Raw genomic sequence first — 12,715 nt, forward strand, 5'->3', positions numbered from 1 at the left:
TTTTTGTGATTATGTAATATGACAAAATACCTTTCCAAATGTATAATAGTATAGTTACTAAGTAATTAATATATAAAATAAGTTTATAGGAAAAAAGGGAGTCATAGGATGAAATTTACGATTAGTAGAAAGATGTGGTTTGGATTTTTGGCGGTATTGCTCCTATTAATAATTGCAAGTGCTTTATCTATCTTCTCAACTATTGATATTACGGATAGATATAAAACAATTATTGACGAAGATATGAGAAGAGTAGATCTTTTAGAAGAAATAGAAATTATTCAAAAGGATATGTCAAGCTCTGTTTTAGAATTTGTTATGTTCGGCAAAGAAGATTCCATTCAGAAATTAGATGGACAAATGAAAGAGGGATCTGAAGTTGCACAGGAACTGATTGATGGCTTAGCTGATGATCAAGCTTCATTAAAATTAATGGAAGATCTTAAAAACGATACAGTTAAATTATTTGAATCGAATAATAAAATAATTGATTTGAAACGAAAAAATGGTATGTTTGCTCAATATGCAGCAAATTCTCAGGAACTTAACAAAACTATATTGGATACATTGGCACAATTAGAACAAATACAACAAGCAAACGTGGATCAGGCACAAAAAAATCTAGATGAGTATGTAAAACTTACAAATACAGTCACAATGATACTAACTATCTTAAGCATTATTATTGGTGTACTCGTTTCTCATTTCATCAGTAGAAGCATTTCCAAACCAATTACAAAGGTTACTGCAGGTCTTGCAGATATAGCTGATGGTAACTTGGTAGTTGAAACTATTAAGATTAAAAACAAAGATGAAGTTGGCGAAATGGCTGTTGCTTTTAATAAGATGATTACCGACCTTCGAAATATTGTTTCTAATGTCCGAGACTCTTCGATGCAACTTGCCGCAAACGCGGAGGAACTTTCTGCAAGTTCTGAAGAAAGTTTAGCATCTACTCAAATGGTGGCGAAATCTGCGGAAGGTCAACTGCTTGCAAGTGAAGAACAAATGAATCACATGGATTCTTCTGTAAAATCTATCGTAGAATTGCAACAAGGTATTGGAAAAATCGCGAAAAACAACGAGGAAATGTTGCAATCGACAGATGGTGTGAAAAACCTAATAACAAAAGGATCATCTGTTGTATCAGACGTTGCCAGTCAAATGGATACAATACACACGACGTTTAATGAAACGACAGAAATCATGAAAAGCATGGCGAAGCATTCCGATGAAATCCAATCTATCACATCACTAATTACTGATATTTCAGAGCAAACAAATCTTCTTGCACTAAATGCAGCAATTGAAGCAGCGCGTGCTGGGGAATACGGAAAAGGTTTCGCAGTAGTAGCAGAAGAAGTGCGTAAACTAGCGGAGCAATCAAAAAACTCTGCATCTGAAATTGGATCCATGGTGCAATTAATCCAATCTGCCTCTGGTGAAGCTGTAAAAGCAATTACGACAGGCGGATCAAAAGTAGAAGAAGGTCTATCTAAAACAACAGAGTCCATTCAAGTATTCAAAGAAATTGAAAACGGCGTGGGCGATGTAGTATTTAAAGTAGAATCTGTTTCTGTAGCAATTGAGCAAATTCATGCGATGACTGAGTCCGTAACAGAAAGTGTTCATCAGGTTCAACAGCTAGCATCTGTAGCTGCAGACGGGGCAAACGACACAAGTGCGGCTACCGAAGAACAGCTTGCGGCCAATGAAGAAATCACAGCTAATGCCCAAACATTAGCAGATCTAGCAGAAACACTTCAATCAGAAGTAAGCCATTTTAAAATTTGATAGATAGTTTAGTAGCGACTCCGAGAAATTGGGGTCGCTTTTTTATATGGAAGAAGAGTATCTTGCGATTCGGAGGGGGTATCTTGCTATTCTGGGTTGCTACCTTGCGATTTGGGGCGAGTATTTTGTGATTTTAAGCTATGATCTTGCGATTCAGTCAGTCTATCTTGCGGTTCTTGAGAATATTGCGAGAAACGGGTTCTAGGTTACACATAAAAAGTTCAAAGTTATCAAAAACAATAAAACGCGTTCCGTGAAATCTTCGGGCCGCGTTTTATGATTATAAATGTCCGAAAAATAGGAAGTCCACCACTTTTAATCATAATTATTGTGAACTCAAAACCAACTCTTTACTCTCTTTCTCAAATACACCGCTCAAATGTTCGATTACCGTCAAATAAACGAGGCCGTTACCTTCAAGCTTGGACGAGAAACCTAGTGGAATCGTCCTTTTAATTAGCTGAGCATAGAGCTCAGGCTCTGATAGTTCCCGACCGAAATTGTTGTTGACCAAGCTTTTTATGAGAGCAAGTGCCCCAGAGGCATGAGGTGCAGCCATTGAAGTTCCGCTTAATGTTGCATACTTGCCTTTTAAATACGTAGAGAGGATCTTTTCTCCCGGAGCAACTAAATCTATTTCATTATGAGAATTGGTAAAATCGGAAGAGCGACGCTCAAGGTTAATTGCACCTACACTAATGACTTCGTTATAACAGCCTGGATAGGCGAATTCATCAGTTGAATCGTCGCCATCACCCTCATTTCCAGCAGCACAAACTACAAGGATATTGTTACTGATAGCCTTTTTAATCGCTTCATGAAGTTCAGGCATATCATTTGGACCGCCTAGCGACATGGAGATAATATCCGCTTTTTGTTCAATGGCATAATTGATTCCATTGATAATCCACTCATATTGTCCCGAGCCTTTTTTATTCAATACCTTTATGATAAGTAAATTTGCTTCAGGAGCTACTCCGACTACACCTTTATCGTTCTTCTGTGCAGCAATCGTTCCGGCAACGTGAGTGCCATGTCCATTATAATCGAGGAATATATCGGGATTGCTTCCATCATCGTCCGTAAAGTTCCGACCGCCTATAATCCGTTCTTGTAAATCAGGATGACTACTATCGCATCCTGTATCCAGGACAGCTACCGTAATACCTTTTCCTTTTGTTTTGTCCCAAATCTTGGGTGCTTGAATTAATTCTACGCCTGTAGGAATTTCATTGGTCTCCGTCATTTGTACAATCACTTCATATGGAATTACGTGAACAAAATTATCCATTTTATACCTCCTCAAAGTATTATTGGAAACTTATTCAAAAACTTTTATCATTAACTTACTGTTATGGGGAATCTACTAATAGTTTTGTTTCTATTAGAAGTGATAGTGTATTGTAAAATAAATCTTATCATTGTCTGATTATTCTGTCAAATTAATATTGAGTAGTTTGAATAATAGATTCAGAAGACTTATTTGAGAGATATCCTATTTAGCGCTTATTCACTATTAAAGTTTAAAATATAAAGAAATATCTCTAAAACTAGTACATGTTAGATGATGCGAGTAACCGATAAATAGCTATTGAGTCTTTGGACTAAAAATTTATTATAATACCCGTAAAAAGTAACTTCCAATGAAATAATTGAAATGTTAGAATAATCAAAACGAAATGAATATACTTCAAGGAGGATAAACATGTCTATTAAACGACTTGAAAAGTTTCAAAGCTATAATATGAATCTTGTAGATTTGCAACAACAACAAGCATTAAAGCGTTATATCGCGCGTTCTAGTGAACGTGAAAGAATTGCTAGTGAACTGCAAACTAAAAATCCTTTAGAAGTAGATACGCCTGAGCGAGTTACACTTCGTAAAGCAATTATAGATCCACGTGATGGACTTGCTATAGAGCGTATTATTGGTCAAGATGATCTATTTCCTATCTCTTATCTTGAAGCAGGTCTGCAAGCAGCAAGACCAGTTTGTAGAATCGAAATTCGAGATCGAATAGGCAGGGTTCTTGGACATGCTACAGGTTTTCTTGTATCACCTTCGTTATTGCTTACAAATAATCATGTTTTGGAGAACTACGATAGTGCTCAGTTTAGTCGAGCACAATTCAACTATGAAGTTGATCTTGACTTGAAAGAACGTCCGATGAAAACCTTCCGTTTAACACCTGAGCGTTTATTTATAACGGATCAGAAGCTTGATTTCACATTGGTCGCGATAGAGGATATGTCTGCTGATGGCGCCAAAGTAAGTGATTTTGGGTTCTTACCCCTCATTCCGCAAACGGGCAAAGGATTGGTTGGTGAATATGTATCAATTATTCAACATCCTTCAGGGGCTCCTAAAGCTGTGGCGATTAGAGAAAATCAAATTATGGATGTATTTGACGACTATATTCATTACTCCACAGATACCATGCCCGGATCCTCTGGTTCACCTGTATATAATGACGAATGGATTGTAATCTGTCTCCACCATGCAGGCGTTCCAGATCCAAAGGATGCGGCTAAATTTATTGCCAATGAAGGGATTCGCATAAGCAGTATTATCCAGTTTGTCGTGGAGCAAAGCGCCAACTTGGGTGAAGATCAAAAGTTATTAATAAATGACATTGTGAAGGGGTGGGAAGTCCAAGGTCCTACTACTGAAGAGATGGTAGTTGAGGAGTTAAGCGATTCATGGTATGAAGGTTCGACCGGCTATGACACTCAATTTCTTGGTGACGATTATGAAGTTCCTCATCCGATATTCAGGTCTGATCTTGAACAGGATGTTGCCCAGTTAAAAGACGGAAGCAATGTGCTCCATTATACGCATTTTTCAATTGTCATGAGCAAATCACGCCGTTTAGCATATTATACGGTGGTTAATATTGACGGCAATCAGTTGAGGAAGATTGGTCGTAATGACAAGTGGTATCTCGATTCTCGCATCGAAATAGAGTACCAGTGCGGTCCTGAATTATATAAAAATAATCCGCTTGATCGGGGACATCTTGTCCGCCGGCTTGATCCTGTTTGGGGAGATTCGGCGGAAAGGGCAAATAAGGATACGTTCCACTTTACCAATTGTGCTCCTCAGCAAAGTAAGTTGAATCAAAAAACCTGGTTGGATCTGGAGAATTATATTTTAGATAATGCCGAAAACTCGAATCTTAAAGTAACGGTGTTTACTGGACCAGTTTTTAGGATGGATGACATTATTTACAGAGGCGTTCAGATACCGGCAGAATTTTGGAAAATAGCAGTCATTGTTAAGAAAGATGGAAACCTCTCTGCAACTGCTTATTTGCAGACTCAAAAAAATCTTATTGAGGATTTGGAATTTGCTTTCGGTGAATATAAAACATACCAAGTGCCCATTTCAAAAATCGAGGAGACTACAGGTCTTGATTTTGAAGATTTACGTAATTACGATCCTATCAATCAATTAGAATCGACTATAGGATATGTCATTGATGCACCCGAGGATATAAAACTCTGAAATTTGAACATTAAAATTTAGCTATTGTTCCCCTAGTGGTAGCGGCTCTACCACTGGGCCAACTATAACCCTTAATATAGGTAGATAATATTGATTTGAGGAGCGATTATAAATGGGGACTAGTAAATTTAATGGAATAAATCAGATTTCCTATCAACTAGCAAAAAGTAAAATAAAAACAGGAGATATTCTTTTTTGTAGCGGTCGCTATTTAGTCAGTGAGATGATAAAAAAACTATCAAACTCTGTATTCAGTCATGTAGCCTTGTTAGTATATTGGAATGAGCGTGTACTTGTATTGGAAAGTGTGGAAGACGACGGTGTCAGGGTGGTCCCATTATCACATTATCTTTACAATTATGAAAATAGTAAGGAAAAGTATAATGGAGAAATGTATGTAGCCCGACATGTAGTTGTTGATAGTTCTGATTTTGATAAAGAAAAAATAAAAAGTATGTGTGGAAAAGCGATTGATTTGCTTAATCGAAATTATGACAAAGACGAGATAGCCAAGATTGTTGCACGCATAAGTCTAGGAATCGTAAGACATACGGAGGATTTTGAATATATGTGTTCTGAATTTGTAGACGAATGCTACAAGCAATTGGAAATAGAGCTTTCACGCGATCCAATGGGTTTTATTTTCCCGGAACATATTGCGGCAGATCCCTATGTCAAACCTTTGTTCGAAATCACTCCATGATATCATTTCAGGTTTAATAAATCACAGTGATCTAGATAACTACTAAAATTCCATTCTCTTCAGATTTCTAAAAATAAATACTTTTTTTGAGCACATTTTACTGATTCTAGGAAAATACTAAAAGTATTGTTTCTATTATTGGTGCTTGTTGCATACTATAGATAAAAGTTACTCACATATGGAGTTGTAGTAAGTCCTATGCGCAAGCTTTATTGTTTCACAATAACGAAGTATAAAGAAATCTAGGTTTCTTAATGAATTTAGTGATATCGTATTACACTTCAAACAACAATTCATCATATAATTATAAACCTAACATACAATAAAAAGGACTGAGTGTTTCAGCACTCAGTCCTAAATGGTAGACTGCTAGACAAAATCATGGTCGATTTTGTGCATCGTACGACGACGTAATTAGTTGGGCAGAAAAAGCTTTTGGCTAAAGAAGAAAGAAGTAATTGTCCACACTCCTGCCGATGGGGGCGGTTACTTCTTTCTTGATAAGAAAAAGATAACTGACAACGCCACCGACATAAAAGCAATCCAACCGCCAGATAGTTGAATGAGTAAGCTTAGCAATTCGTATGTTGTCATTTGTATTCACCTCCATAAATGGTGCAGTTTTTTAGGGCGTAAAATGATAGAGATAGCCCTTTTATTATGTATATGTGCAATCAAATACGTATATGTTTAATTTCTCTAGGGAATATTAGGGATTTTCACTAATTAGTCTTTTATCTCTAAGAAGCGGGAGTTCCAGCTCCTATAGCATAGTAAAATAATAATAGTTCTGGGTACTTGTGTATCTAGAAGTAAAAAATCAACCCTCTATAACACAGGTTGATTTTTTTTATTTCCCCGAGTATCTGGTCTCGCTTTTGCCTTTAATCCTTTTGTAATATCCACGGAAGAATCCTCTACAACTTCACCACGCGATATATATTCATTTTGATGTCCCTACATGAGCTTAAATAACATGTGTGACCTTGGACGAAGACATGCATGACCTTTTTTATGATTTCACTTTCCTCTTGCAGCTCTTCTTCCACTTTCAACTTCGCTAACTATTCGCATGTTCTCTAGTTTGAACTGCAATCAAAGACACGCTCTCTTTATTTTCTGTTAGTATGAAGTTCGTATTTGAACATGTCCAATTTTTATACTGACTTCAAATATTGCGAGTAAGCACTAGATTGTTGGGAGAAACTTATTCTCTGTTGCGCGTAAGCGAACCTCCCCGAATACCATAAAATCTTCCTCAACTAGACACAACCTTCTCCGACACAATACCGTATAATATACTTAGGTGATTATTCTATGTATAAATTTATAGTATTTGCACATGTATTGAGCGCAATTTTGTCTATTGGTCCGTTTTTTGTACTTTTTCCGTTATTAAATAGGATGAAACTCCAAAATAGAGAGGTGCTAGATTCACATTTAGAGGTGTTTCAGGCTGCTATCCGTATTGTGAAGCATGCAGGACATGTGCTTGTTGTATCTGGGATTTTGCTGATGTGGCAAGGAAATTGGCCGTGGTCGACGTCGTGGGTCATTATGACGATTGTTGTAATGGTGAGTTCGATCGTTTTTCTGGCACGAGCTTTTAAGCCGAATATTCGATTGTTTCGGGATGAGAAGATAGATTTGAATACGCTTGTAGTAAAATTACGTCGCTCTGTTTGGCTCTATATTTTATTGTTACTCATCATGCTTTGGTTTATGGTAGCCAAGCCGAATCTATGGTGAATATTTGCCTTCCTGTGTCTATAGGAGGGCTTTTTCTTTGCAAATTAATACACTTGGTTGCTCTTAGGTCAAAATTGGTTGCTTCTTCATAAAAATTAGTTTCCCTTAGCTTAATTTTGTTATTTAATAGAAAATAATTCCACTCGCCCCTCCTCCAAATAGTAATCCAATAACTCATTAAAACACAGACAGATTAGCCCTTTGAGAACCTTTCTCACCGCCGATGTGAGGAGGTTTTTTATTTTGAACAAAAAATTCACAATTATTTTTCAAGCGTGTAAAGTGCGATATATCGCAAATGTAAACGATTACATAGAATATGAATATTCCAAACTAACAGATTATTTTAAAAAAGGGTGTTGACGGGGCATTTTAAAGGCGATATGATAACTACAATATATTAAATATTGTGAGAAAATTCACAAACTAAAAAAGACTAAAAATAGTCTGAAGCTGCAAAGCTAAACGCTAGATAAGCGGTAAGTATAGGAGCGATTGAAATTGAGAAGTGACATGATTAAAAAAGGTGTAGACCGTGCCCCACACAGAAGTTTACTTTATGCAACTGGGGTCAAAACAAAAGATTTAGATAAGCCATTTATTGGCGTTTGTAACTCCTATATTGATATTATTCCAGGCCATATGCATTTGAATAAATTTGCAGAGGTCGTTAAAGAAGCAATACGTGAAGCTGGCGGAATTCCATTTGAGTTTAACACGATTGGTGTTGATGATGGGATTGCAATGGGACATATCGGGATGAGGTATTCACTTCCGAGTCGTGAACTGATTGCAGATTCAGCGGAAACGGTTATTAATGCCCACTGGTTCGACGGTGTGTTTTACATTCCAAACTGTGACAAGATCACTCCAGGAATGTTAATGGCAGCAGTAAGAACAAATGTCCCATCTGTTTTTGTATCAGGTGGTCCGATGGAAGCTGGTACTTCAGCTGACGGAAAACAACTTTCACTTACTTCCGTTTTTGAAGGTGTTGGTTCTTATAAATCAGGTGGAATGACAGCAGAACAACTACTAGACATCGAACAAAATGCATGTCCAACATGTGGTTCATGTTCAGGGATGTTCACAGCTAACTCGATGAACTCTTTAATGGAAATGCTAGGGTTGACACCTCCGGGTAATGGAACAATTGTTGCTACATCCGACGAGCGTCATCGCCTTATTAAAGAAGCAGCACAACATCTTGTCAGAATGATAAAAGAAGATATTAAACCGCGTGATTTAGTCACGAAAGAAACAATTGACGATGCATTTGCACTAGACATGGCGATGGGTGGTTCTACTAATACGGTACTACATACATTAGCTATCGCACATGAGGCAGAAATCGAATACGACGTGAAAGAGATTAATGAAGTAGCGAAGCGTGTTCCTTATTTATCGAAAATTATGCCAGCTTCTGATTACTCGATGCACGATGTTCATCTTGCAGGAGGAGTCAGTGCCATTATAAAAGAACTTTGCGAAATTCCAGGAGCGGTTCATCCGGATCGTATGACGATTACAGGTAAATCACTCTATGAAAATGTAAAAGATTCTGAGATTACTAATGATCAAGTCATACGTCGAAAAGAAAATCCATATAGTCCTGTAGGTGGCTTATCCGTCTTATTCGGAAATATTGCACCTGAAGGCGGAGTTATTAAAGTCGGCGCAGTGGATCCTTCTATAAAAGAGTTTACTGGAAAAGCAATTGTCTTTGATTCACAGGAAGCTTCTCAAGAAGCAATTGATAACGGTACGGTTAAAGAAGGTCATGTAGTGGTTATTCGCTACGAAGGCCCAAGAGGCGGACCGGGAATGCCGGAAATGCTCGCTCCAACTTCAGCGATTCAAGGTCGTGGATTAGGAACGAAAGTGGCACTCATTACAGACGGTAGATTTTCAGGTGCATCAAGAGGAATTTCCATTGGACATATTTCTCCAGAAGCAGCTGATGGTGGACCGATCGCGTTAGTCGAAGATGACGATATTATCGTAATTGATTTGACTAATAGAACAATAGAGTTGCAGGTTAGTGAAGAAGAATTGGCAGATAGAAGAGCTAAACTTCAACCATTTGAACCGAAGATTAAAAAAGGTTATTTAGCAAGATACTCGAAGCTCGTAACATCTGCTAGTACAGGCGGAGTTATGAAAATCTAAGAAGATAATAATAGAAATCTATGATGAGGCAAAAGTTAAGGGAACCTTGTATTTACAGAGAGCCGGTAGCGCTGGGAGCCGGCAATACAACCTTTAGCGACATCCCCTCGGAGTGAAGTGTTGAATGGGAAACCTATTAGATACTTCCGGGTGTAGTACTACTGACTACTCTCGTTAAAAATGGACAGTTGGCTGTTTTGGTTGGTTGTCTGCGAGGTAGCGGTTGCGCTGCGAACTAGGGTGGTACCATGAAAAGAATTTCATCCCTATACAAAAGAACGATAGTTTTTTTGTGTGGGGTGAAATTCTTTTCTTTTTCTATAAATAACATGTAAGAAAGTAAGACTTGTCTATTCAGTTACTGTCTAGACTCCAGGCGCCTGCCGCTCGAGGTCGAATGTCAATTTCCTGCGGTGGCTGAGGAGCTGCCTCCTCGGAAATCGCCATTCGCTCGTCGCGGCAAAGCGGGCGCCTTACGCTTTTCTGTGACACTGGACGATTTGATCAAAAGGAGGAAATTATGATGAAGATGACTGTTGAAGAAACAGAACAAATGTATGAAGAGCCCGAAGCCTCGGCAGCTCCGAAGCAATTGGATGGTGCAGATGTTTTAATTGAAACATTAAAAAAGCACCAGGTTGAAGTAGTTTTTGGTTATCCAGGTGGAGCCGTATTACCGATTTATGATGCGCTACACAAAAACCCGATCAGACATATTTTAGCGCGTCATGAGCAAGGAGCAATCCATGCAGCGGAAGGATATGCACGAGTTTCTGGAAAAGTAGGAGTAGTCATTGCAACAAGTGGCCCGGGAGCAACAAATGTTGTCACAGGGATTGCGGATGCAATGATGGATTCGATTCCACTCGTTGTTTTTACAGGGCAAGTTGCAACAACGGTGATTGGAACAGATGCTTTCCAAGAGGCGGACATCATCAGTATTACACAACCAATTACAAAACATAATTACCAAGTAAAAGATGTAGCAGATTTACCAAGAATAGTTAACGAAGCTTTTCATATTGCTTCCACAGGTCGTCCAGGACCAGTCGTCGTAGATATTCCGAAAAACATGGCTACAGGGATTTTTAGTCCAACTGATGAAACAACTGGGGAAGTAAATCTTCCAGGTTATCAACCGACGACAACACCGAACTTTTTACAAATTCAAAAAGCAGCAAATGCTATTTCGACGGCGAAACAACCGCTTATCTTAGCTGGTGCAGGTGTATTATTTGCAAAAGCATCCGATCAATTAGTGGAGCTAGCTGAGAAATATCAAATTCCTGTAACGAACACTTTACTCGGTTTAGGAACAATTGAAGGAAATCATCCATTATTTATCGGGATGGCAGGGATGCACGGCACATACACAGCAAATATGGCGATTCAAACCTGTGATCTACTGATTAACGTTGGAGCTAGATTTGATGACCGTTTAACCGGAAACTTAGCTCACTTTGCACCTAATGCAAAAGTGATTCATATCGATATAGATCCTGCAGAAATCGGAAAAAATGTACCAACCGAAATTCCGATTGTCGCAGATGCAAAAGAAGCATTACTCGCGCTTCTAGAACAAAATGCTCCAAATGGCAATACGGCAGCGTGGTTAGAAAGCTTACAAATTAATCAAAAGGAATATCCGTTATTTTATGAAGCAAGTGAAGAAAAAGGTCTGCTTCCACAGCAAGTTGTAGAGCTCATTCACGAATATACAAACGGAGATGCAGTTGTTACAACGGACGTAGGGCAACATCAAATGTGGGCAGCGCAGTACTATAAATTTAATCACCCACATAACTGGGTAACATCTGGCGGACTGGGTACTATGGGCTTCGGTTTCCCGGCAGCAATTGGCGCACAGCTTGCAAAGCCAGAAGCAAAAGTAGTTTCCATCGTTGGAGATGCAGGATTCCAAATGACGCTGCAGGAATTGTCGCTACTTCAAGAAATGCGCATTCCGGTAAAAATAGTCATTTTGAACAACCAAGCACTTGGAATGGTTCGTCAGTGGCAAGAAACGTTCCACGGCGAGCGGTACTCACATTCTCTAATCCCTGTTCAACCAGACTTTGTGAAACTAGCAGCAGCTTACGATTTAAAAGGATATAAAATTGAATCGTACGAGGATGCAAAGGTTCAATTAAAAGAAGCACTAGAATCTGACGAACCGGTATTGATCGATTGCAGAGTAGTTCAAAAAGAAAAAGTATACCCAATGGTTGTACCAGGTACGGCACTACACGAAATGATTGGAGTGAAGCCAGAATGAAACGCATCATTACAGTAACCGTGATTAACCAAAGCGGCGTATTAAACCGCGTAACTGGCCTTCTCATGAAACGTCAGTTCAATATCGAAAGCATCACAGTAGGTCATACAGAACAACCGCAAATTTCTAAAATGACGTTTGTTGTAAATGTAGAAGACGAACAAAAACTAGAGCAACTTTTAAAACAATTACAAAAACAAGTAGATGTACTGAAAGTAAACGATATTACAGAAAAATCGATTGTCGTTCGAGAACTCGCACTTGTAAAAGTAGTCGCACCACCAACCGTAAGAGCAGAGATTAATAGTATTGTAGAACCTTTCCGAGCAGCAACAATCGACACTGGCAAAAATGTCGTGACATACCAAGTGACAGGTAATCCAGAAAAAATTGATGCATTTATCGATTTGCTCAAACCATACGGCATTAAAGATTTAACAAGAACGGGTGTTACGGCATTTGTAAGGGAAACCCAAAAAGTTCATACGCCGCAACTATCTATTTTGTAAGCAACACAAAA

8 protein-coding genes are annotated in these 12,715 nt (G+C 38.5%); 7 read left to right on the plus strand and 1 reads right to left on the minus strand.

Translation table 11 applies throughout. From position 1 onward, the window contains the following. Window positions 1–108: 108 nt before the first annotated feature. Window positions 109–1,794: a methyl-accepting chemotaxis protein gene (locus FG382_RS03205; protein ID WP_142537455.1), complete on the plus strand. Its 1,686-nt coding sequence runs from the start codon at window positions 109–111 to the stop codon at window positions 1,792–1,794. Between the two features lie 325 nt (window positions 1,795–2,119). Here FG382_RS03205 and FG382_RS03210 read toward each other — a convergent pair whose 3' ends face one another. Next, window positions 2,120–3,085 carry a S8 family peptidase gene (locus FG382_RS03210; RefSeq protein WP_142537456.1) on the minus strand — a complete coding sequence of 322 codons (966 nt, stop codon included), beginning with the start codon at window positions 3,083–3,085 and terminating at the stop codon, window positions 2,120–2,122. Between the two features lie 414 nt (window positions 3,086–3,499). Here FG382_RS03210 and FG382_RS03215 point away from each other — a divergent pair, with 414 nt between their 5' ends. The 6 genes from FG382_RS03215 (at window position 3,500) to ilvN (ending at window position 12,704) form a co-directional block, all read left to right on the plus strand. After that, window positions 3,500–5,299, plus strand: a complete 1,800-nt coding sequence (locus FG382_RS03215) for a DNA/RNA non-specific endonuclease (protein ID WP_142537457.1) — start codon at window positions 3,500–3,502, stop codon at window positions 5,297–5,299. Window positions 5,300–5,411: 112 nt separating this feature from the next. Next, a complete protein-coding gene (locus tag FG382_RS03220) occupies window positions 5,412–6,002 on the plus strand; it encodes a YiiX/YebB-like N1pC/P60 family cysteine hydrolase (protein ID WP_142537458.1) in 591 nt (196 codons plus the stop codon). A gap of 1,317 nt (window positions 6,003–7,319) precedes the next feature. Continuing rightward, window positions 7,320–7,751, plus strand: coding sequence for a hypothetical protein (locus tag FG382_RS03225; protein WP_142537459.1), 432 nt, complete (start codon window positions 7,320–7,322; stop codon window positions 7,749–7,751). A gap of 501 nt (window positions 7,752–8,252) precedes the next feature. Then, on the plus strand, window positions 8,253–9,920 hold the full coding sequence (gene ilvD / locus FG382_RS03230; protein WP_142537460.1) for a dihydroxy-acid dehydratase: 1,668 nt from the start codon (window positions 8,253–8,255) through the stop codon (window positions 9,918–9,920). A gap of 553 nt (window positions 9,921–10,473) precedes the next feature. After that, the gene (ilvB, locus tag FG382_RS03235; RefSeq protein ID WP_142537814.1) at window positions 10,474–12,195 is read left to right on the plus strand and encodes an acetolactate synthase large subunit; all 1,722 of its coding nucleotides are present in this window, start codon (window positions 10,474–10,476) and stop codon (window positions 12,193–12,195) included. Continuing rightward, window positions 12,192–12,704 (plus strand): acetolactate synthase small subunit, encoded by a 513-nt coding sequence (ilvN, locus tag FG382_RS03240; RefSeq protein ID WP_142537461.1) that lies wholly within the window; start codon window positions 12,192–12,194, stop codon window positions 12,702–12,704. Before ilvB ends, ilvN begins: the two co-directional genes overlap by 4 nt. The last annotated feature ends 11 nt before the right edge of the window (window positions 12,705–12,715 follow it).

Source organism: Psychrobacillus lasiicapitis, assembly GCF_006861795.1.
Lineage (GTDB): Bacteria > Bacillota > Bacilli > Bacillales_A > Planococcaceae > Psychrobacillus > Psychrobacillus lasiicapitis.

Bases quoted from the DNA above. Each gene is read 5' to 3' on its own strand.
- FG382_RS03210 (WP_142537456.1), bottom strand. From the start codon at position 3,085: ATGGATAATTTTGTTCACGTAATTCCATATGAAGTGATTGTACAAATG.
- FG382_RS03220 (WP_142537458.1), top strand. From the start codon at position 5,412: ATGGGGACTAGTAAATTTAATGGAATAAATCAGATTTCCTATCAACTA.
- FG382_RS03225 (WP_142537459.1), top strand. From the start codon at position 7,320: ATGTATAAATTTATAGTATTTGCACATGTATTGAGCGCAATTTTGTCT.
- FG382_RS03205 (WP_142537455.1), top strand. From the start codon at position 109: ATGAAATTTACGATTAGTAGAAAGATGTGGTTTGGATTTTTGGCGGTA.
- ilvN (WP_142537461.1), top strand. From the start codon at position 12,192: ATGAAACGCATCATTACAGTAACCGTGATTAACCAAAGCGGCGTATTA.
- ilvB (WP_142537814.1), top strand. From the start codon at position 10,474: ATGTATGAAGAGCCCGAAGCCTCGGCAGCTCCGAAGCAATTGGATGGT.
- FG382_RS03215 (WP_142537457.1), top strand. From the start codon at position 3,500: ATGTCTATTAAACGACTTGAAAAGTTTCAAAGCTATAATATGAATCTT.